The 19,591-nt window shown below is 66.7% G+C and carries 20 protein-coding genes and 1 pseudogene; 10 read left to right on the forward strand and 11 right to left on the reverse strand.

Going from position 1 to position 19,591, the window contains the following annotated elements; genetic code table 11:
* The 3 genes from HWX39_RS02980 to HWX39_RS02990 all read left to right on the forward strand — a co-directional run.
* A partial coding sequence (locus HWX39_RS02980; protein ID WP_175965484.1) for an ABC transporter permease subunit occupies positions 1–865 on the forward strand: 865 nt, incomplete at its 5' end.
* Complete coding sequence (locus HWX39_RS02985) at positions 862–1,701, forward strand: ABC transporter permease subunit (protein ID WP_175965485.1); 840 nt, start codon at positions 862–864, stop codon at positions 1,699–1,701. The genes HWX39_RS02980 and HWX39_RS02985, both read left to right, overlap by 4 nt.
* Before the next feature lie 166 nt (positions 1,702–1,867).
* Positions 1,868–2,302 (forward strand): GNAT family N-acetyltransferase, encoded by a 435-nt coding sequence (locus HWX39_RS02990; RefSeq protein ID WP_175965486.1) that lies wholly within the window; start codon positions 1,868–1,870, stop codon positions 2,300–2,302.
* 28 nt (positions 2,303–2,330) lie between these two features.
* On the opposite strand, the gene HWX39_RS02995 is transcribed toward HWX39_RS02990, so the two are convergent.
* The 3 genes from HWX39_RS02995 to HWX39_RS03005 all read right to left on the reverse strand — a co-directional run bounded on the left by HWX39_RS02995 (position 2,331) and on the right by HWX39_RS03005 (position 5,322).
* On the reverse strand, positions 2,331–2,906 hold the full coding sequence (locus HWX39_RS02995; RefSeq protein ID WP_175965487.1) for a hypothetical protein: 576 nt from the start codon (positions 2,904–2,906) through the stop codon (positions 2,331–2,333).
* Between the two features lie 95 nt (positions 2,907–3,001).
* Positions 3,002–4,285: a cystathionine gamma-synthase family protein gene (locus HWX39_RS03000; protein WP_175965488.1), complete on the reverse strand. Its 1,284-nt coding sequence runs from the start codon at positions 4,283–4,285 to the stop codon at positions 3,002–3,004.
* A 146-nt stretch (positions 4,286–4,431) separates the two neighbouring features.
* On the reverse strand, positions 4,432–5,322 hold the full coding sequence (locus tag HWX39_RS03005; RefSeq protein WP_175965489.1) for a LysR family transcriptional regulator: 891 nt from the start codon (positions 5,320–5,322) through the stop codon (positions 4,432–4,434).
* A 137-nt stretch (positions 5,323–5,459) separates the two neighbouring features.
* Between HWX39_RS03005 and tam the strand changes: the two genes are divergently transcribed.
* On the forward strand, positions 5,460–6,245 hold the full coding sequence (gene tam, locus HWX39_RS03010) for a trans-aconitate 2-methyltransferase (protein ID WP_175965490.1): 786 nt from the start codon (positions 5,460–5,462) through the stop codon (positions 6,243–6,245).
* 29 nt (positions 6,246–6,274) lie between these two features.
* On the opposite strand, the gene HWX39_RS03015 is transcribed toward tam, so the two are convergent.
* Positions 6,275–6,865 (reverse strand): GNAT family N-acetyltransferase, encoded by a 591-nt coding sequence (locus tag HWX39_RS03015; protein ID WP_175965491.1) that lies wholly within the window; start codon positions 6,863–6,865, stop codon positions 6,275–6,277.
* A 264-nt stretch (positions 6,866–7,129) separates the two neighbouring features.
* Here HWX39_RS03015 and HWX39_RS03020 point away from each other — a divergent pair, with 264 nt between their 5' ends.
* Positions 7,130–7,303, forward strand: coding sequence for a hypothetical protein (locus HWX39_RS03020; protein ID WP_175965492.1), 174 nt, complete (start codon positions 7,130–7,132; stop codon positions 7,301–7,303).
* A gap of 156 nt (positions 7,304–7,459) precedes the next feature.
* On the opposite strand, the gene HWX39_RS03025 is transcribed toward HWX39_RS03020, so the two are convergent.
* From HWX39_RS03025 to HWX39_RS03040, 4 genes are read right to left on the reverse strand one after another with little or no spacing between them, the layout of a single operon-like run.
* A complete protein-coding gene (locus HWX39_RS03025; RefSeq protein ID WP_175965493.1) occupies positions 7,460–9,910 on the reverse strand; it encodes a phospholipase C, phosphocholine-specific in 2,451 nt (816 codons plus the stop codon).
* 44 nt (positions 9,911–9,954) lie between these two features.
* Positions 9,955–10,215: a hypothetical protein gene (locus tag HWX39_RS03030; protein WP_244134884.1), complete on the reverse strand. Its 261-nt coding sequence runs from the start codon at positions 10,213–10,215 to the stop codon at positions 9,955–9,957.
* Positions 10,216–10,261: 46 nt separating this feature from the next.
* Positions 10,262–10,942 (reverse strand): HAD family hydrolase, encoded by a 681-nt coding sequence (locus HWX39_RS03035; RefSeq protein ID WP_175965495.1) that lies wholly within the window; start codon positions 10,940–10,942, stop codon positions 10,262–10,264.
* Between the two features lie 22 nt (positions 10,943–10,964).
* On the reverse strand, positions 10,965–11,915 hold the full coding sequence (locus HWX39_RS03040) for a choline ABC transporter substrate-binding protein (RefSeq protein ID WP_175966066.1): 951 nt from the start codon (positions 11,913–11,915) through the stop codon (positions 10,965–10,967).
* A 270-nt stretch (positions 11,916–12,185) separates the two neighbouring features.
* Here HWX39_RS03040 and HWX39_RS03045 point away from each other — a divergent pair, with 270 nt between their 5' ends.
* From HWX39_RS03045 to HWX39_RS03060, 4 genes and pseudogenes are all read left to right on the forward strand, one after another.
* Positions 12,186–12,866 carry an MgtC/SapB family protein gene (locus tag HWX39_RS03045; RefSeq protein WP_175965496.1) on the forward strand — a complete coding sequence of 227 codons (681 nt, stop codon included), beginning with the start codon at positions 12,186–12,188 and terminating at the stop codon, positions 12,864–12,866.
* A 43-nt stretch (positions 12,867–12,909) separates the two neighbouring features.
* Positions 12,910–13,677 (forward strand): DeoR/GlpR family DNA-binding transcription regulator, encoded by a 768-nt coding sequence (locus tag HWX39_RS03050; RefSeq protein ID WP_175965497.1) that lies wholly within the window; start codon positions 12,910–12,912, stop codon positions 13,675–13,677.
* 50 nt (positions 13,678–13,727) lie between these two features.
* Positions 13,728–13,943 (forward strand): annotated as a pseudogene (locus tag HWX39_RS03055) (molybdopterin-binding protein); the annotation flags it as partial.
* A gap of 105 nt (positions 13,944–14,048) precedes the next feature.
* Complete coding sequence (locus HWX39_RS03060) at positions 14,049–14,372, forward strand: LysR family transcriptional regulator (RefSeq protein WP_175957278.1); 324 nt, start codon at positions 14,049–14,051, stop codon at positions 14,370–14,372.
* A 97-nt stretch (positions 14,373–14,469) separates the two neighbouring features.
* On the opposite strand, the gene HWX39_RS03065 is transcribed toward HWX39_RS03060, so the two are convergent.
* The 3 genes from HWX39_RS03065 to motA all read right to left on the reverse strand — a co-directional run bounded on the left by HWX39_RS03065 (position 14,470) and on the right by motA (position 18,089).
* On the reverse strand, positions 14,470–15,825 hold the full coding sequence (locus HWX39_RS03065) for a DUF2325 domain-containing protein (RefSeq protein WP_175965498.1): 1,356 nt from the start codon (positions 15,823–15,825) through the stop codon (positions 14,470–14,472).
* 427 nt (positions 15,826–16,252) lie between these two features.
* A complete protein-coding gene (gene motB / locus HWX39_RS03070; RefSeq protein ID WP_175965499.1) occupies positions 16,253–17,209 on the reverse strand; it encodes a flagellar motor protein MotB in 957 nt (318 codons plus the stop codon).
* A gap of 10 nt (positions 17,210–17,219) precedes the next feature.
* Entirely contained in the window at positions 17,220–18,089 is an 870-nt protein-coding gene (motA, locus tag HWX39_RS03075) for a flagellar motor stator protein MotA (RefSeq protein WP_175965500.1), read from the reverse strand.
* Between the two features lie 438 nt (positions 18,090–18,527).
* Here motA and HWX39_RS03080 point away from each other — a divergent pair, with 438 nt between their 5' ends.
* On the forward strand, positions 18,528–19,454 hold the full coding sequence (locus tag HWX39_RS03080; protein WP_244134886.1) for a patatin-like phospholipase family protein: 927 nt from the start codon (positions 18,528–18,530) through the stop codon (positions 19,452–19,454).
* Positions 19,455–19,591 lie beyond the last annotated feature (137 nt).

Genomic DNA, 19,591 nt, shown 5'->3' on the forward strand with positions numbered 1-19,591 from the left:
CGTCGCGATCGGCGTGCCGTTCCTGTGGCTCGCGATCTTCTTCGCGCTGCCGTTCGTGCTGGTGCTGAAGATCAGCTTCGCCGACCAGGTGATGGGCATTCCGCCGTACACGTCGCTCGTCGAGATCAAGGACGGCGTCGTGCACTTCGCGCTGCAGCTGTCGCACTACGCGTTCCTGCTGCAGGACGACCTGTACATCGCGACCTACCTCAGCTCGCTGAAGATGGCCGCCGTGTCGACGGTGCTGTGCCTGCTGATCGGCTATCCGATGGCGTACTACATCGCCCGCTCGGAACCGAACCGCCGCAACGTGCTGATGATGGCCGTGATGCTGCCGTTCTGGACGTCGTTCCTGATCCGCGTGTACGCATGGATCGGCATCCTGAAGGATGACGGCCTGCTGAACCACACGCTGATCGCGCTCGGCATCATCCACACGCCGCTGCGGCTGTATCACAGCGACGCGGGCGTCTACATCGGGATGGTTTATTCGTACCTGCCGTTCATGGTGATGCCGCTGTACGCGCACCTCGTGAAGATGGACCTCACGCTGCTCGAAGCCGCGTACGACCTCGGCGCCAAGCCGTGGGTCGCGTTCACGCGCATCACGCTGCCGCTGTCGAAGAACGGGATCATCGCCGGCAGCCTGCTGGTGTTCATCCCGGCGGTGGGCGAGTACGTGATTCCGGAGCTGCTCGGCGGCGCCGACACGCTGATGATCGGCCGCGTGATGTGGGATGAATTCTTCAACAACATGGACTGGCCGATGGCGTCCGCGGTGACGGTCGCGATGGTGATGCTGCTGCTGGTGCCGATGGCGCTGTTCCAGTACTACCAGGTCAAGGAACTGGAGGACGCGAAATGATCAAGCCGAGCAAACCGCTGTCAACGGGCGTACTCGCCTTCGGCTTCCTGTTCCTGTACATCCCGATCATCAGCCTGGTCGTGTACTCGTTCAACGAGTCGAAGCTGGTGACGGTGTGGTCGGGGTTCTCGCTGAAGTGGTACGCGGCGCTGCTGGACGACGACGAGCTGCTGAACGCGGCGTGGCTGTCGCTGAAGATCGGCCTGCTGACCGCGACCGCGTCGGTCGTGATCGGCACGTGGGCCGGCTTCGTGCTCGCGCGCTTCGGCCGCTTCAAGGGTTTCACGCTGTACACGGGGATGATCAACGCGCCGCTGGTGATTCCGGAGGTGATCCAGGGCATCTCGCTGCTGTTGCTGTTCGTTGCGCTGGAGCAGATGTTCGGCTGGCCGAAGGGGCGCGGGATGGTGACGATCTGGATCGGTCACGTGATGCTGTGCGTGTCGTACGTGGCGATCATCGTGCAGTCGCGCGTGAAGGAGATGAACAAGTCGCTGGAGGAGGCGGCGCTGGATCTGGGGGCGACGCCGCTGAAGGTGTTCTTCGTGGTGACGCTGCCGCTGATCTCGCAGGCGCTGCTGTCGGGCTGGCTGCTGTCGTTCACGCTGTCGATCGACGACCTGGTGCTGTCGGCGTTCCTGTCGGGGCCGGGCTCGACGACGCTGCCGCTGGTGGTGTTCTCGCGTGTGCGGCTGGGGCTGAATCCGGAAATGAACGCACTGGCGACGCTGTTCATCACGGCGGTGACGATCGGCGTGATCGTCGTGAACCGGATGATGATCGCGCGCGAACGGCGCCGCGTGGCGGACATGAAGGCGGCGTTCGCGGTGGCGTGAGGACGGGCGTGCGGCACGGGCATGAACGCGGCTGGGCGGCCGCGCGATGCGCGGCGAAGGCGACGGGCGCGCCGCCACGGCAAGGCCGCCGACGCGCTATAGTCGAGCGATTTCCGCCCCGGGTGTTGCATGCCCGGCCGTCTCGCTCTTCGACCGAACCCGCTCCATGACAACGCAACCCGACGTTTCCATCCGGCTCACCGACACCGGGCAGCCGGGCGCACACGACTTCATCAGCCGCAAGCTCGGCGAATTCAATCACGCGATGACGGGGCGCGCCGACGCGGCCACGCTCGACGTGTACGTGACCGATCCCGCGACCGGCGAGATCCTGGGCGGCCTCACGGGGCGCACGTCGCTCGGCCTTTTCTTCATCGATCTCTTCTACCTGCCCGAATCGCTGCGCGGCGGCGGCTTCGGCAGCCGGCTGCTGCGCGAGGCCGAAGCGGAAGCGAAACGACGCGGCTGCGCGCGTGCGGTGCTCTACACGATCTCGTTCCAGGCGCCGGATTTCTACCGGAAACAGGGTTACGAAGCGTTCGGCGAGGTGCCGTGCGAGCCGGAAGGCACGTCGCGCGTGTTCATGGTTAAGGTGCTGTGAGCCGGTTCGGCCGGTTGGCGTCGCGCGGTCAGATTCTCGTGGCGATCGCTTTCGGCGCGTAGCCGGGGTGAGCGGCCGGATCGACGAACCGGCCTCTGAAAGACCCGTCGCCGTTCTCGTCGGATATGAACGTCACTGAGGCCGGATCCAGCATGCGGCGCCAGAAGGCGTCGCGGCGTGCGATGTTGTCGATGGTAGTGAGCTTTCCGAGGATCTTGCCGGTGATCGTCGCATCCTTGTTGCTGAGGCCGCCACTGAGAAAGAACGGGCAGCTTGACGGAAGGGGAAGCGTTCGACGGATCTCCGACCAGCACAGCGTGCCGATGCCCTGACGGCACAATTCCGGCGGCAGGATGAAGTCGCCGACGTGCATCTCGAACGACCGCTCATCCAGCGTCAACCATTTTCCGTCGAACGGGAATTTCTTGACCTGAGTGGTCGATCCGCATGACGTTTCCGGGTATTCGAGCTCGACGGTCACGCGCCCGGTGCAGTACCGGTAGGATTTCTCGTCCGGCTTGTCGATCGTCTGCGTGATCGTCATGGTCACGTTCGGCGCGTGTTGCAGATTGCCGATCAGGTATCGATGCCGCGTGGTGTTCATGGTGCGAATCCTTGGGTCAGCACGATTGCGCGGCTCGAACGCCGTCATCCCGGCGCCGCCCCGTGCGAACCGGCACGGGGCGCATGCCGCACGGGTCAGCAATGCTCGAGCGCGTACGACAGGTCGGCGATCAGGTCGTCCGGATGTTCGAGCCCGACCGACACGCGAATCAACCCTTCCGACACGCCCGCCGCCGCACGCGCATCGGCCGGTACGCCCGAATGCGTCGTGGACGCCGGATGGCAGATCAGCGATTCCGTGCCGCCGAGACTGACCGCCGACTTGAAGAGCGTCAGGTGATTGATGAACCGGAATGCCTGCTCGCGGCCGCCGTCGAGGAGGAACGCGAACGTGGAACCGGGCCCGGTGCACTGGCGCCGATAGACGGCCTGGTAGGCCGGATCGTCGATGAGCTCGGGATGCAGCACGCGCACCGGCCGATGCGGATTGTCGGCGAGCCAGCGAGCGACGGCGCTGCCGCTGCGGGCGGCCTGCTGCATGCGCAGCACGAGCGTTTCCATCGAGCGGGTGATCATCCACGACGAATGCGGGTCGAGCTGCGAGCCGAGCGTACTGCGGATCGAGCGGATCTTCGTGATCAGCTCGCGGGTGCCCGTGACGCCGCCGGCGACGAGGTCGCTATGCCCGCCGATGTATTTCGTCAGCGAGTACACGCTCAGGTCGATGCCTTGCCGCGACGGCTTCTGGTACAGCGGCCCGAGCAGCGTGTTGTCGCAGACCGACAGCGGGCGATAGCCGTGGCGCGCTTCGAATGCGTCGATCTCGCTGCGCAGCCCTTCGAGGTCGAACAGCGCATTGGTCGGGTTGGCGGGCGTCTCGATGTAGCACATCCGCACCTTGCCCTTTTGCGCGGCCGCTTCGAGCGCGGCGCGGATTGCGCGGGTGGACAGCCCGTCGGCAATCACTTCGGAGCGAATGCCCCACTCGGGCAGGAACTTCGAGATCAACGTCTCGGTGCCACCGTAAAGCGGCACGGACTGGACGACGCAGTCGCCCGGCCGCAGGAACGTCAGCAGGATCGCGGCGATGGCCGACATGCCGCTCGACGTCACGACGGCGGCTTCGGAATCGTCGAGCAGCGCGAGGCGATCCTCGACGATCTCCAGGTTCGGGTGATTGAAACGGCTGTAGACGAGGCCCGCGCCTTCGCCTTCGGGCGAAGGCTTGCGCCCGGCCACGACGTCGAAGAATTCGGCGCCGTCCTCGGCCGTGCGGAACGCGAACGTCGACGTGAGGAACACGGGGGGCTTCACCGATCCTTCCGACAGGAACGGATCGTAGCCGTACGACATCATCTGGGTTTCGGGATGAAGTTCCCGGTCTGCAATCTTGCGCTTGTGATAGTTGCGATAGGCCATGCAGTGCTCCGTGCAGGGGTAGTGAGGAACGGCCGTTGCAGCGGTGGCGTGACGTGCTCGGCGCCGGGTAGGCACCGGTCGTCGCGACCGCGTGTGGCGATACTACCCCGAAGGCGCTGCTTCGTGACGCACCCCTGACAGTGTCGTCAGGGTGTCGCCTGCTCGACGATCATGTCGTACAACGCACGGGCGGCCGGCGACAGTTGCGCGCTCTTGCGCGTGACGAGCACGAGCGTGCGCGACACCGCCGGCTCGACGAGCTCGATCGTGCGGATCATCGGATACGCGTTCTTCTGGATCGCGAGCTTCGGTACCACGGCTGCCCCGAGCCCTTCGGCAACGAGCCCGAGCGCCGTCGAGCTGCGCTGTACTTCGTAGAACGAATGCAGCGACACGCCGCTCGTCTTCAGCGCGCCGTCGAGCAGCCCGCGATTGCCGCTCACTTCGCCGGCGAAGATCAGCGGATGCGGCTGCAGTGCGGCCCAGCGAATGCGCCGCCGCCTGGCGAGCGGATGATCGTCGCGGCACACCAGCACGTACGGATCGCTCGTCAGCGGCACGTTGACCAGTTCGGGATGCTGGTCGCCGGCGATGCCGATGCCGAACTCGGCCTCGCGATGCAGCACGGCCTGCAGCACCGACGCCGACGCGTGATCGAGGATCTTCACGCGATCGTGCGGCCGGTGCGCGGAGAAGGCGCGCAGGATGCGGGGCAGGTACTGCACGCCGACCGTCGGCACGCACGCGATGGTGACGTCGCCGCGCTGGCTCAGGCCGGTTTCGCGAATTTCGGTGAGCGCGTCGGACAGCTCGTTCAGCAGCCGGCGCGCTTGCGGCAGGAAGCGCCGGCCGATTTCGGTGAGGGTGGTGCGGCGCGTGGTGCGCTCGACGAGCGCGACGCCGAGAAAGGTTTCGAGCTTGCGCAACCGCTGCGTGATGGCGGTCTGCGTCACATGCAGCGTTTCGGCTGCCTGCCGGAAGCTGCCGCCGTCGGCGATCGCGACGAAGGCCTGGACACCGAGCGTATCGATTTTCATCAGAAATTTGAATCAATCACGATATTAAATTCATTTTACTGAACTTCGTGACGATCGCAGAATGCGGTGCATCGACGGCCGCCGGCATCCCGCGCACAGAGAAGGCGAGGCCGATTACGCCGACCAGGAGGAACGACATGACTACCCCACTCGATCGATACGCCGCCCAGTACGTGCAATTCGAGGACGAACGCACGCGGCCGATCCGCGATCTGCTGGCCGCCGTGCCGAACACGCCGATCCATACCGCGATCGACATCGGCTGCGGGCCCGGCAATTCGACGGAGGCGCTGATGGCGCGTGCGCCGGACGCAACGGTTCACGGGATCGATGCATCGACGGACATGATCGACGCCGCGCGCAAGCGCCTGCCGGGCCTGCGTTTCGATGTCGTGGACATTTCCACCTGGGACGATCCGGGCGGCTATGACCTGATTCTCGCGAATGCGGTACTGCAATGGGTGCCCGCGCACGACACGCTGTTTCCGGCACTCGTCGGCCGGCTCGCGCCGGGCGGTCATCTTGCGGTACAGATGCCGGACAACCTCGACGAACCCGCGCACCGGCTGATGCGCGAGGTCGCCGCGGCCGGGCCGTGGGCGGACAAGCTGAAGGGCGCGGCGCGCACCGAGCGGTTCGACGTGCGCCACTACCACGCGCTGCTGTCACCGCTGTGCTCGCGCGTGGACGTATGGCGCACGACTTACTACCACCCGCTGCGCGGCGGTGCCGACGCGGTCGTGGAGTGGTTCAAGGGCAGTGCGCTGCGGCCATTCCTCGCGGCGCTCGACGATGGCGAGCGCACGGCGTTTCTCTCGCGGTATCGCGACGCGATCGCGGGGCCGGACGGCTATCCGGCACTCGCCGACGGCACCGTGCTGCTGCCGTTCCCGCGCCTGTTCATCGTCGCGACGCGGACGTAACGCGGCAATGACGTGCGGGCGGCAGCGCGTCAGCGTGCCGGCCGCATCGATTCCGGGTCGATCGTGCGGATCCGTGCGGTCTGCCCGTCGCGCAGGTCCTTGTACCAGAACAGCGCCACTTCACCGTCGTTTTCATCGTCCGCATACAGCAGGCGATCGTGTCCGCCCAGCACGAAGCCCGAGCGCGCATAGGTGCTGCACGCGGCGACATTGTTCGACTGCGTTTCCAGCCGCATGAAGCCGAACGCGTGGCCGCGCGCCCAGGATTCGGCGGCCGCCAGCAGCAACTGTGCGATGCCTTGCCGCCGGCAGTGGCGGTCGACGGCCAGCTCCGCGATCTCGGCCATCCCGTTCCAGCACTGGCCGATTGCCACGAACCCGGCGAGCCGGCCGCCGGCTGTCGCGCGAAAGAGCGCCGTCTTGCCGGACGCCTCGTCCGCCCAGCCGGCCGGATCGAAGCCGTAGTGCTTGCGCCGCGCCGGCAGTGCGCGGAGATCGAGCAAGTCCTGGTACGGTGCGTTCAATTCCCAGGCGATGTCGAACGAGAAGTCGCATCGGTCCAGTTCGTCGGCGGGCAGCCCGCTCGTCTGTTCGATGCTGATGTGCTCGGTTCGGTCCATGTGTCGGTGTCCTGTTTTCCGCGGGAGGGCGTGGTGGTGTCCGTGATGCGAATGCCGGCGTCATGATGTGCGCCGCATCGCGCGCGTTCTTGCTTCGATTGTTTGCACCGGCACAATTCGCCGCGCGCGCGACCGGCACGGAATGGCTACGTTCGTGGCGGTGGCGCGCGGTCAAGCGATGAACCGGACGGCGACGCAAACGTGTGCGGGGCGCGCGCCGTCCGAGGCGCTCGTTCGACCGCCTGATTATGCTGGATTTCGGCGTTGGCCCAGTGCTCGCATCGGTGCGGTGACGGCCGCCGGTACTCGTTCTCGACCGACTACATCGGCGCGAATTATTCGATGGGCAGCCAGACGGCCGCCGGCAACGACGTGTATCCACACGCGGGCACGAACACGCTGCTCGTCACGCGGATCGGCCTGCGTCTCAAGTTCTGATCGACCGCACACGCGAACGGGCGCTCCATCGGGGCGCCCGTTTTGCTGTGGCATCCGGCGAAGCGCGGCTGGAAAAGCATTCGGGCGCAACGTGGTGCGTCGCGCCCGAATGCGTGCCGGCCCCGTGCGGGCGGCCGGCACGGTCCGGCCATTCCGTCAGATGGTGATCGTGACGGGGCCCGCGAGCGGCGTGTAGCCGTCGTCGAACAGGTACCACGCGTCGTACTGCCCCGACGCCAGCGAGCGATTGGCCGTGGACGAGAACAGCAGCGAGCCGGTGCTCTTCGGCAAGTACGCCCACGATTTGTAGCTGCCCCGGGTCGGCTGCGCGCCACGCGCAAAGATGCCCACCCAGTTCTTCGGGCTGTGGCTCCAGGGCGGCGTGACGTAGTCGAATCGCAGCGTGCCGAACGTCGAGCCCTGCGACGCGAGCGACGCGACGAACTTCTTGCTGGTATTGCCGATCGCCGAATCCGTGAGCAGCGCGCCGGATTGCGTCTGCACGCAGCCCGCCACCCGGCGCAGGAAGTTCGGGTCGTTCGCGTCGCGGATGCTTGCGTCGTACCAGCCGCCGTCGCCATACCACGTCACGGTTTGCGTCGCGCCGGCGGCGACGGTGACCGACTGCCGCGTGTTCATGCCATAGGCGTTGTCGGTGAGCTGGAACGTCGTCGCGCCCGCCCCGGCCGAGTTGTCGAGCGTGATCTGCACGTTGCCGTTCGCCACGTCGTAGCACAGGCTGATTTCGGCGGTCGATCCCGTGTTGCCGGACGAGCCGATGCTGCCGCGGAACGTCTGCAGGAAGCCGTTCGGCCCGTAGATCGAATAGTCGTAGCTGCCGCCGCTATTCAGTGCGAGCGAATCCGACAGGTTCGCGCACTGGCCCGCGCCGGCCGCGATCGTGTAGTGCCGGGGGATCGTGCTCGTACCGTCGACCCACGCCTGGAGATGGACGCCGGCGGTGCCGGTGTTGGTCATCGTCAGCGCCAGCGCGTTGCCGGCACGGTTGACCTTGCCTTGCACGAAGAACTCGTAGGGCAGGCGGCAGGCGGTGCTGCGGCCGGCGGCCTGCGCCGGCACCGCGGTGGTGGTCGGATAGGGGATCAGCACGGTCGAACCGTTCGGGTTCATGTTGCTGACCGGCGGCTGGATGGCGGGAACCGTCTGGTCCGCGTTCGAGAAATCGAAGGCCGACGTCAGGTCGCCGCACACCGTGCGTCGCCACGGCGTGATGTTGGTTTCCTGCAGCCCGAAGCGCGCTTCCAGGAAACGGATCACCGATGTGTGATCGAAGACCTGCGAATTGACCTTGCCGCCCTTCGACCACGGCGAAATGACGAACATCGGCACGCGCGGGCCGAGCCCGATCGGCACGTCGCCGCTTGCCGAGCCGTCCGATGCCGCGCCGCTGCCGGCGACGAATTCGGCGGCCGTCGAGACCGTCGACTGACCGGTGCCGGCAGCGGCGCTGGCCGGGACGGCCGGCGGCATGTGATCGAACAGGCCGTCGTTCTCGTCGTACATGACGAGCAGCACCGTGCTGGCCCACACCGCCGGATTCGACGTCAGCGCATTGAGGACGTTGCTCACGTACCATTCGCCGCCGCTCGCGGCCCACGACGGATGTTCGCAGTATGCGTACGGCGCGGCGATCCACGACACCTGCGGCAGCGTGCCGTTGGCGACGTCGGCCCGCAGTTGGCTGAAGAGGTTCGTGTCATATTCCTTGCCGCCGCCTGACGGATCGATCTGCGTGCCGTTGAGCGCCGGCGCGAGCGGATCGCTGGCACCGAGGTTCTGGTATTGCTTGAAGTTCAGGATGACGTTGTCGCCGTAGTTGCCGTTCCACCAGAGATCGCCTTTGGAGCCGTTGTATTCGCCGTAGCCATGGCCGGCGTCCAGGCCGTTGCCCTTGTCCTGGTAGAACTTCCACGTGACGCCGGCCGTGTTCAGGCGCTCCGGCATCGTGGTCCAGCCGGTGCCCGTCATCGTGTTGGTCGTGTACGGCGCATAGCCGGCGACGTTGCCGCAGCAGCCGGTCCACAGATACAGGCGGTTCGGGTCCGTCGGGCCGAGCATCGAGCAGTGGTAGGCGTCGCACACCGTGAACGCGCTCGCCAGCGCGTAGTAGAACGGAATGTCGTTCTGCGTGAAGTAGTACATCGTGCCGCTGGTCTTCGCGTCGGCCCAGTTGTCGTAGCAGCCGTTGTTCCAGGCACTGTGCGTGCCGCTCCAGCTGTGGTCGAGGTCGCCGTAGTAGGTGTCGCCGTTCGCCGTTCCGGAGGGCGGGGACGGGTTGAACGGGAACACGTAGGACGTCAGCCAGGGCTGGCGCCACACCGGATACCCGCTCGAAATCACGACCGGCCGCGGATCGCCGAAGCCGCGTACGCCGCCCAGCGTGCCGAGGTAGTGGTCGAACGAGCGGTTTTCCTGCATCAGGATCACGACGTGCTTCACGTCCTGGATCGTGCCGGTCACGGTGGCTGCCGGAATGGCCTGCGCGCGCGCGATGCTTTCGGGCAGCATGCCCGTGATCGCGGTGGCGCCGGCGAGCTTCAACGCATCGGCGAGGAATTGACGTCGTGTCGTGGGTTTGTTTTGCATGATCGCTCTCTGTCGTGGATGGCTGGCGTGGGGGCCGGCGTCGGTCAGTGGCACGCGCTCGCGCAGTGCAGGACAGGCGTGGACGCCGAGCCCGGTGCGGCCGCGCGCGCGGCCGCGACGCTGGCTGGCGTGCCCGGGTCGCCATCGCCGCAAGCGGCCAGCGTGCACAGGAGTGCGATCGTGAAAACGCCGCGCCAGTGCGGAAAGCGGCTTTCCGGCCGGCTCGGCTTGACGACAGGCTTTCGATCCGATTCGAGTCGGATTCCTGAATGATCGTGACTGTTGCTGCGTGCTCCGTATTTCATTACCCCTCCAGACATGAAAAAAGGACAGCAGAGAATATCGCCCGAATCAGAACAACTTCATGACAGGCCACCCGCGCGTGCCTGCCACTTGCAACAGCCTCGAGTCGGGATTGGTTGCGACCGGATGCGTGACGTAATCCAGCAGCGGCACGTCGTTGATCGAATCGCTGTAGAAGTACGTGCGTTCGAAATCGGTCGGCGCGTAGCCGAGTGACGCCAGCCACGCGGTCGTGCGCACGATCTTCCCTTCGCGGAAGCTCGGCACGCCGGTACTGCGCCCGGTAAACGCGCCGTCCGGCGTGCCGTCGTCGGTATCGAGCTCGATGCCGAGCAGGTGTTCTATACCGAATTCCGCCGCGATCGGCCGCGTGACGAAGACGTTGGTCGCCGTCACGATGCAGCAGAGATCGCCGTTCTCGCGATGGCGGTCGACCAGCTCGCGCGCCTGCGGCGTGATCGCCGGGCGGATCACTTCGTCCATGAAGCGCGCATGCCAGCGTTCGAGCACCTTGCGCGGATAGCGGGTGAGCGGCGCGAGCGTCACGGCGAGATACGCGTCCATGTCGAGCGTGCCGGCCGCATAGTGACCGTAGTGCGCGTCGATCAGCGCCACATGCGCGTCGTCCTCCCGCCAGCCGACCCGCGTGATGAAGCGGCTCCAGGCCTGGTCGCTGTCGAGCGGCAGCAGCGTGTGGTCGAGGTCGAACAGCGCGAGGTTCTTGTACATGGGGGTTCCTTGCCTGGCGTGTTCATGCGCCGATGAGCTTCTCGATCGCGTCCTTCGCGTTCCTGCCGTCGATGGTCGTGACGCCGTCGAGCCACTTCGACAGCACGCCGGGGTTCTTCTTCGCCCACTCCTTCGCGACGGCGACCGGATCGGCGTGATTCATGATCGGCACCATCAGCTGGTTCTCTTCGTCGGTCGTGAAGGTCAGGTTGGTCAGCAGCCGGCCGACGTTCGGGCAGCGTTCGAGATAGCCGGGCGTGACGAGCGTATAGACCTTCGCCGAGCCGTAGTTCGGGCCGAACACGGCGTCGCCGCCGTCGAGATAGGCGATCTTGTAGTTGATGTTCATCGGATGCGGCTCCCACGCGAGGAACACGATCATCCGGTGCTCCTGCACCGCGCGCGCGACCTGCACGAGCATCCCGGCCTCGCTCGACTCGACCAGCTTGAAGCCGCCGAGCCCGAACTCGTTCCTGTCGATCATCCGCTGGATCAGCGCGTTGCCGTTGTTGCCGGCGCCGATCCCGTAGATCTTGCCGTCGAGCTGGTCGCGGAACTTCGCGATATCCGCAAAGCGCTTGAGGCCCTTGTCCGACGCGTATTGCGGCACGGCCAGCGTGTAGCGCGCGCCGACCAGGTTGGGCTGCGGCAACTGGTGGACGGCGCCGGCATCGACGAACGGCTTCACCGTCGGTGTCATGCTCGGATCCCAGTAGCCGAGGAACGCGTCGATTTGCGCCTTCTTCACGCCGGCCAGCACGATCGGCGGCGACGCGATCGTCTTGGTCGCCTCGTAGCCGAGCCCGTCGAGCAGCATCATCGCGACGCCGGTGGTGGCCGCGATGTCGCTCCAGCCGACATCGCCGAGCGTGACCTTTTTGCAGACGTCGCCCTCCGACGCGTGAGCGGGGGCCGCCGCCAGCGCCGCCAGCGCCGCCAGCAGTGTTGCAGCCAGCATCCATGCGTTCTTCATCATGTTGGTTTCCTAAGCAAGGGTTCCGGATCGTGTTACCTGAATGGTCTGACGGTTGATCGTGCCGATCGGATGAAACAAGCGAACCTGGGTCTGGCTTTGTCGTTTTTCGTACCGTATATTAGAAAGCACAAAATCGCAACATCGCACAAAAATACAACTTGCCGGTGGCCGCCGTGGCGACGGGCGGGCGAGGGCAGGAAGCATCGGGCGACGGCCCAGGCGGGCCGCGCTTCATCAGGTAGACCGGGCAAAGCAAGGAGATCTCGCATGATCAGTCAGCTGGAAATCGTATCCCGCCTGTTGCTGGCGGCATTGCTCGGCAGCATCGTCGGCATCGAGCGCGAGCGCCTGTCATGGGCGGCCGGATTGCGCACGCACATGCTGGTGGCCGTGGGCGCCGCGCTCGTGATGGTCGTGTCGGCGTTCGGTTTCGCGGATATCCAGAACGCGAGGAACGTGTCGCTGGACCCGTCGCGGGTCGCCGCGCAGGTGGTGTCGGGCATCGGCTTCCTCGGCGCCGGTTCGATCATGCTGCGCGGCGAGATCATCCGCGGCCTGACGACCGCGGCGAGCCTGTGGGTCGTGGCGGCGGTCGGGCTCGCCGTGGGGGGCGGCATGTACGTGGCCGCGATCGCCGCGACGGCGATCGTGCTCGCGATCCTGGCCGGCCTGAAGCCGATCGAGAAGCGTTTCTTCGCCGCGCGGCAGCGTTGGGGCGTCCGTATCCTCGCGAGCCGCGGCGCGGTGAAGCTGACGTCGCTGCAGGCGATGCCCGGCATCGACCAGGCGCGCATCGTCCAGTTCATCATCGAACAGGACGATGCCGCGCCGGACGACGACCGCATCCACGTGGTGTTTTCAAAGATGACGAGCCGCGAGTTCCAGGCAGTCCGTCAATCCCTGCAGACCCTCGTGGGCATCAAAAAGATGGAGGAGAGCGCAGCCTAGTTCGCCGTTCGAATAACATTGACGTTCATTCCGAGGACATTCCATGTGGCAAGAAGAGCGATACCAGAGGATCCGGCTTCTGTTATCGAAGATGCAGCGCGTTTCCACCGACCGGATCATGGCCGAACTGAACGTGTCGCGGGAAACCGTGCGGCGCGATCTCGTCGATCTCGAGGCGCTCGGTGAACTGAAGCGCGTACACGGCGGTGCGGTGCAGGTAGGCGACGAAGCGCCGATCGCCGAACGCGCGCAGACGCACGTGAAAGCGAAGCTGGCGATCGCCCGCGCGGCGGCCCGGCTGGTCGCGGGCTCGCAGACGCTGTTCATCGACGCAGGCACGACCACGACGCTGCTGGCCGAGGAACTGGCGAAGCTGTCGGGCCTCACGATCATCACGAACTCGATCGACGTCGCACTGAAGATGCGCTCGAGCGACCCGGGGCAGGCGAACAACGAAACGATCCTGCTCGGCGGGATGATCGGCAGCCGCGCGGCCGCGACCGTCGGCGACGGCACGGTTGCCGAGATCTTCCGCTACCGCGCCGACCTCGCGCTGCTGTCGCCGGTGGGCGTCGATGCCGTCCGTGGCGCGACCAACTATGACCGGATGGAAACCGAAGTGGCGCGCGCGATGGTCAGCAACGCGGCGGACGTCGCGATCCTGGCGGATTTCAGCAAGCTCGGCACGAACAGCCGGATCAGCTTCTGCGAGCCGGCGCGGATCGGCGCGCTGGTGACGGACTCGAAGGCGGAATCGGTCGACAGCTTCAAGAGCCTCAAGAAGGTCATCAAGAACATCGTGCTGGCGTAGTGCCGGGCGGTGCGGGGCACGATCGGCCGCCGTCATGCCGCCCATGCGGCGCGCATGCGCACGACGGCTACGCGGTCACGTTTCCCTGGCATGAACTGTTCAACACGCCCGTTGGCGAACACGCGATCGTCGCGTTCGCATGCGGCGGCACGCCGCTGTCGATCGACGACGGCGCGCCGCTGCTGTTCTCGGGCGCCGACCTCCTGCCCGCGCCGCGCCACGTGAAGCGGCTGGCCGGCATCGTCGCGCGCGTGCTCGAGGTCTGATCCGGCGCGCGCCGTACCGGCCATCGTGTATGCTTGCCCGCATCGTTCAAAGGGCGGGACAACATGAAGACAGCGGCACACCCCAAGCCTGAGGTGCGGTTCAGGATGCGTATCCAGCAAGCCGACACGATCGCGCTCGGGCCGGGCAAGGTCGCGCTGCTCGAAGCCGTGCGCGAGCACGGTTCGATTTCGGCGGCGGCACGCAGCCTGAAGATGTCGTACCGGCGTGCGTGGTTGCTGATGGACGAGTTGAACCGCTCGCTGAAATCGCCGGCGACGGTGTCCGAACACGGCGGGCAGAGCGGCGGCGGCAGCGTGCTCACGCCGGTCGGCGAGGAGATCATCCGGCTCTATCGCGGGATCGAGGCGCGTGCTTACGCGGCTTGCGCCGCCGACATCGCCGCGCTCACGAAAATGGTCAGGCGCTGAAGCGTGCGCTTGCCTGTGGCCCGTTCACGCTGAAGACGGGCTTTCATTGGCGCCTTGAAGGGCCGCGCGCAATGCATGCGGCGAAGCGAACCACGCCCTAGCCATGCCGCAGGCAGAAGCGCGGCGTGCCGCCCATGCCATCCCTGGCAGCCTCCGGCGACGTGACGTCGCGCGCCTGCGCAGCGAGCCGCCCGATCAGCTCGACGAAACTGGCGACGCTCGCCGTTCGCAGCGGGTGGTACGCGATGTGGTGGCGTTCGCAGATGCGCTTGAGCTGGTTCGCCGAATCGTGGTCGATACAGTCGACCGGGAACACGACCATGTGCGCACCCGGCAGCGCCGCCGCCAGCAGGCCCTTGCGATCCTCGATGCCGCCGTCGTGCAGCGTCACCTCGCCGCCCGCCGTTTCGACGATCCGCTTGATCGCGCGGTTCGAGCCCGGCCGCCCGCCGACGTACACGAGACGCATGCCTTGCAGAATCGACAGCGGATTGGCCGCGCGTTCGGCGGGATCGTCCGCCGACGCCTGCACCGCCTGTTCGATCGCGTTCGCTTCGGCACGCAGCGTTTTCACCATCGCCATCAGGTCGTCGAGCCGCGCGCGCATCGCGCGGGCGCTCGCCTGTTCCGCGGCGATCCGCTGCTCGGCAGCCTCGCGGCGGCTCGTATGCAGCGCGAGCCGTTCGTCGCGCTCGGCCAGTGCGTCGCGCAGCGCGCGCACGTCGTCGCGCAATACGCTTTCAGCCGGCTGCTGCTGCGCGTTCTGGCGCGCAACGAGGGCATCCCGCTCCTGTCGCGCCGCGTCGCGCTGCGCGCTCATTTCGTGCAGGCGCGCCTGCTGCCGTTCGATCTTCGCGTGCAGCGCCGCATTCTCTTCCTCCAGCGCGACCAGCCGCCGGATATCGGCGCGATTGGCCGCGCCGACCAGGTGCGACAGCATGTGCAGGTCGCCGAACGCGGCCTGGCGTACGGCCATCGTCGTGCGCGGATGCGTCATCAGCGCCCAGTACGCGGGCGCAATGTCGCCGCTCTGCAGCGCATCCTTCCAGCGCACGAGGAGTTCATCCGCGTCCCGCGCGCTGTCGAACGCGTGGATCGCGCCGGCGTAGCGCGCGTCGAGCGCCTTGTGCAACGCCTTGGCGCCCGCCGTGCCGTCGATCGCGAGCGCGACGGCCGCGTGATGGATCTCGAGGTCGGTCGCGTGCTGGCGGTCGAGGTCGGTGAACTTCGGCACGAGCCTGCGCAGTTCGTGCGTGGTCAGGCAGGTGCCGATGATCGAGCAGTGCAGGTTCGCATCGAGCTCGGACAGGCGCGTGCGGCGCTTCAGCTCGGTCAGTTGCGCGCGCGACGGCGCGCAGCACGGGTCGACCCGCACGCCGGTTGCCGCGGGCAGGTTACCGCCGGGCGGCGAGAGATCCGCCGTGCGGGCAAGGCGAAAGGGCGGAGCGTGCATGTTGACCTCTGTCCGGCGTGGTCGGGCCGGAGACGGATGCGCGAAAGATTCGCGAAATATACCACGGAATATAACGAACGAAATTCCGGGGAAATCACCGGGCGACGCGGCGTGGTGAGGTCAGCAGGGAGCGGTTGATTGGTCGGTGAGCGGCGTTGCGGCAGGGGCCGGGGGCGAGGCCGCGAGCGAAACGGGGAGCGATGCCGACGCGTGACGCGCCATCACATACTCGACGCGCCGCCCGACGAACGGCACGTCGACGCGCTCCTGCGCGGCGACCGCGTCGCGCATCGCGGCCAACTGGCCAGTCGACGTTGCTCGCGGCCGTTCCGACCGTGGCCATGAAGCGGAGGGACTCGCTGCCGGGCAGGCGGATCCGCGCGTGGCGGACACACCCGGCCCAAGGCCGCGAACGCGCCTAACGCGCCTAATGCTGCCGCGTCACCGGCGCCGGCAGCACGCCGGCTTGGGTACCCGCCGTCTCGCCCACGGTCGTCCGGCCGCCGTCGTGAAAGAATGCCTGCTCGGCGGCATTGTTCATCACGAGGATGCTGATGCGGCGATTGGTCGGCTCGTCCGCCACATTCCTGTCGAGCGGCAGGACATCCGCGAGCCCGCGCACCTGGAGCAGCTTGTCTTCCCGCAACCCGCCCGCGACCAGCGCACGCCGCGCGGCGTTCGCGCGATCGCTGGAGAGCTCCCAGTTCGAATAGCCCTTGGAACCGTCGGGGTACGGCGTCGAGTCGGTGTGCCCCGCAATCGACACGCGGTTCTCGACATCGTCGAGCGCCGTCCCGATCTGGGCGAGGATCGCGGTGGCATAGCTTTCGGGTTGCGAGCTGCCCGACGCGAACATCGGGCGCTTGAGCGAATCGACGATCTCGATGCGCAAGCCCTCGTTGGTGATCGCGATCCGGATCTGGTCCTGATACGCGCGCAGCGACGGGCTTTGTGCAATCGCCGCCGTCAGCTTCGCCTTCAGGCGTTCGAGCTTTTGCGTGTCGACGGTGCCGGCGAGTGCGGCGGGCGAGCTGGCCGGCGCCGGTTGCGCTTTCGTGTCGATCGCCGGCGTCGGGTCGGACATGTCGCGGCCGCCCCCTTGCACCATGCTCGGACGCGGCGCCTGGGCGTCCTGCCCGCTGGACAGGAGCGTCGACAGCGGCGTGTTGAAGTAGTCCTCGATTCCCTGCTTGTCGTACTTGGAGACCGAGCCGAGCAGCCACATCAGCAGGAAGAACGCCATCATCGCCGTGACGAAATCGGCGTAGGCGATTTTCCATGCGCCGCCGTGGTGGGCGTCGTGGTCCTCGCTTTTCTTGCGGCGCACGACGACGAGCGATGCCGCGACGGACGGTTTCGACGGGTTGGAGCGACTGTCGGCCATGACGCCTCCGTTACGCGGTCTTGGGCGACTTCGTCGCGCGGACGGCCTCGTCGAGCTCCTTGAAGCTCGGACGATCGGCCGTGAACAGCACCTTGCGGCCGAATTCCACCGCCACCGGCGGCGCGTAGCCGCTCATCGACGCAAGCAGCACGGCCTTCACGCACTGGAACGGCTTGGCCGCGGCGCGGCCCTTCGCATTGAGCAGATCGGCGAGCGGACCGACGAAGCCATACGCGAGCAGGATGCCGAGGAACGTGCCGACGAGCGCGCCGGCGATCATCTTGCCGAGCACGGCGGGCGGCGCGCCGACCGAGCCCATCGTGTGCACGACCCCCATCACCGCGGCGACGATGCCGAACGCCGGCAAGCCGTCCGCCATCTTCTGGATCGCATTGGCCGCGACCGAAGCCTCCGCATGGTGCGTATGCAGTTCCTCGTCCATCAGGTCCTGCATCTCCAGCACGTTCACGTTGCCGCCCGACATCATCCGCAAGTAGTCGACGATGAAGTCGAGCAGATGGTGATCCGCGAGCACATGCGAATACTTCTGGAACAGCGGGCTCTGCTCGGGCGCATCGACGTCGGCCTCGAGCGCCATCATGCCGTCGCGGCGCGCCTTCTGCAGCAGTTCGTACAGCAGCGCGATCAGTTCCACGTATTGCTGCTTCGTATAGCCGCCGCCCTTGAAACAGGTCGGCAGGCTCGTGATCGTCTTCTTCAGCGTCGTGACCGGATTGCTGACGACGAACGCACCCAGCGCGGCGCCGAGAATGCACAGCAATTCGAAGGGCTGCAGCAACGCCGGCAAATGACCGCCCACGCCGACAAAACTGCCGATCACCGACCCGATGACGACGATCCACCCGATGGCTACAAACATGATTACCTCGTCCGCGACGTGCGCCTCTGCATCCGTTGTTCGAAAGCGAGCGGGGCGCCTGGGCGCTCGCTCCACGCCCGCGATGGCGCCGATTCGCTGCGACACGACGTCGAACGGCGGGTGTTGATGCAATAACGGCGATCGTCCGGACAACTGAACCCGTGATTCCGCGTATCACGCGTGATGCATGCGTTGCACACGTTTGCGCGTGCCGATGCGCGCGGTTTTCTTGATCGAAGTCAAGAATGCGCGGCCGGCGCGTGAATGTCCGCATGGATGCGAACCGGAAACAGGGCGGGAATGACGTAGCCCTCCTGAACGATCGCGCATCGCCGGATTCCGGGCAGCGCAACGCGCGGCACGCCGCGCCGGACAACCGGTGGGCCCGCGTGCTGGCAGGGTTTTCATCAGGACATCCGGAGCGCCGCACGATCCATCATGGAGACAGCGCTGTCGCAGCCAACCGCAGGAGGGCGCGCCGTGACGTCCGATTCCACTCCCTCGACCGCCTTCGTGTTCGCCGGCGGCGGCAGTCTTGGCGCCATCGAGGTCGGCATGCTCCGCGAACTGGTCGCGAGCGGCGAACGGCCCGATTGCGTCGTCGGCGCGTCGGCGGGCGCGATCAATGCCGCCTATTTCGCCGGCCGGCCCGATGCGGACGGCGTCGCGATGCTCGCCGCGCTGTGGTGCAGAATCCGCCGCCAGGACGTGATGCCGTTCTCGATGCGCAGCATCATCGCGATGCTGCTGCGCAACCGGCCGCATCTGGTCGAGGCCGACGCGCTGCGCCTGCTGCTGGAACGGAACCTGCCGTACCGGCGGATCGAGCAGGCCGCGTTGCCGCTCCACATCGTCGCGACCGACGTGCTGAGCGGCCGCGAAGTCGTGCTGTCCGCCGGCTCGGTCGTGGATGCCGTGCAGGCCAGCGCGGCGATTCCCGGCGTGTTTCCGTCGGTCAGCATCGGCGGCCTGGAACTCGTCGACGGCGGCGTCGCGAACAATACGCCGATCTCGGTTGCGATCGCGCTCGGCGTCAAGCGGATCGTCGTGCTGCCGGCCGGGTTCGCCTGCGCGTTGCGCGTCCCGCCGCGCAGCGCGATCGCGCATGCGACGCACGCGCTGACGCTCGTGATCGCGCGGCAACTGGTGCGCGATCTGGAACTGTATGCGGCGCGCGCGCAAATCCATGTCGTGCCGCCGCTGTGTCCGCTCGAGGTGTCGTCATACGATTACTCGCAGTGCGCGCAACTGATCGACAAGGCCGCGGAACGCACGCGCGCGTGGATCGACGAGGGCGGGCTCGCGGAATGCGCGATTCCGGACCCGCTGCGCGAGCACGACCATGCGGCGGCGCTGTCGCATTGAAAATGGTGCGTGCGCCGAGCAACTGCATGATCGACGGGCGCCGATTGCCCGGTTCGCTCCCGGAAATTCCACGAAGCACCCAAGAAAAACGGCCCCGTGTGCGAGACACGGTGCCGCCAACCGCCTGAAAGGCCGCC

The organism is Burkholderia sp. BCC0322 (assembly GCF_902833045.1).
Taxonomy (GTDB): domain Bacteria; phylum Pseudomonadota; class Gammaproteobacteria; order Burkholderiales; family Burkholderiaceae; genus Burkholderia.

Bases quoted from the DNA above. Each gene is read 5' to 3' on its own strand.
- HWX39_RS02985 (WP_175965485.1), top strand. From the start codon at position 862: ATGATCAAGCCGAGCAAACCGCTGTCAACGGGCGTACTCGCCTTCGGC.
- HWX39_RS02990 (WP_175965486.1), top strand. From the start codon at position 1,868: ATGACAACGCAACCCGACGTTTCCATCCGGCTCACCGACACCGGGCAG.
- HWX39_RS02995 (WP_175965487.1), bottom strand. From the start codon at position 2,906: ATGAACACCACGCGGCATCGATACCTGATCGGCAATCTGCAACACGCG.
- HWX39_RS03000 (WP_175965488.1), bottom strand. From the start codon at position 4,285: ATGGCCTATCGCAACTATCACAAGCGCAAGATTGCAGACCGGGAACTT.
- HWX39_RS03005 (WP_175965489.1), bottom strand. From the start codon at position 5,322: ATGAAAATCGATACGCTCGGTGTCCAGGCCTTCGTCGCGATCGCCGAC.
- tam (WP_175965490.1), top strand. From the start codon at position 5,460: ATGACTACCCCACTCGATCGATACGCCGCCCAGTACGTGCAATTCGAG.
- HWX39_RS03015 (WP_175965491.1), bottom strand. From the start codon at position 6,865: ATGGACCGAACCGAGCACATCAGCATCGAACAGACGAGCGGGCTGCCC.
- HWX39_RS03025 (WP_175965493.1), bottom strand. From the start codon at position 9,910: ATGCAAAACAAACCCACGACACGACGTCAATTCCTCGCCGATGCGTTG.
- HWX39_RS03030 (WP_244134884.1), bottom strand. From the start codon at position 10,215: ATGAAATACGGAGCACGCAGCAACAGTCACGATCATTCAGGAATCCGA.
- HWX39_RS03035 (WP_175965495.1), bottom strand. From the start codon at position 10,942: ATGTACAAGAACCTCGCGCTGTTCGACCTCGACCACACGCTGCTGCCG.
- HWX39_RS03040 (WP_175966066.1), bottom strand. From the start codon at position 11,915: ATGAAGAACGCATGGATGCTGGCTGCAACACTGCTGGCGGCGCTGGCG.
- HWX39_RS03045 (WP_175965496.1), top strand. From the start codon at position 12,186: ATGATCAGTCAGCTGGAAATCGTATCCCGCCTGTTGCTGGCGGCATTG.
- HWX39_RS03050 (WP_175965497.1), top strand. From the start codon at position 12,910: ATGTGGCAAGAAGAGCGATACCAGAGGATCCGGCTTCTGTTATCGAAG.
- HWX39_RS03060 (WP_175957278.1), top strand. From the start codon at position 14,049: ATGCGTATCCAGCAAGCCGACACGATCGCGCTCGGGCCGGGCAAGGTC.
- HWX39_RS03065 (WP_175965498.1), bottom strand. From the start codon at position 15,825: ATGCACGCTCCGCCCTTTCGCCTTGCCCGCACGGCGGATCTCTCGCCG.
- motB (WP_175965499.1), bottom strand. From the start codon at position 17,209: ATGGCCGACAGTCGCTCCAACCCGTCGAAACCGTCCGTCGCGGCATCG.
- motA (WP_175965500.1), bottom strand. From the start codon at position 18,089: ATGTTTGTAGCCATCGGGTGGATCGTCGTCATCGGGTCGGTGATCGGC.
- HWX39_RS03080 (WP_244134886.1), top strand. From the start codon at position 18,528: ATGGAGACAGCGCTGTCGCAGCCAACCGCAGGAGGGCGCGCCGTGACG.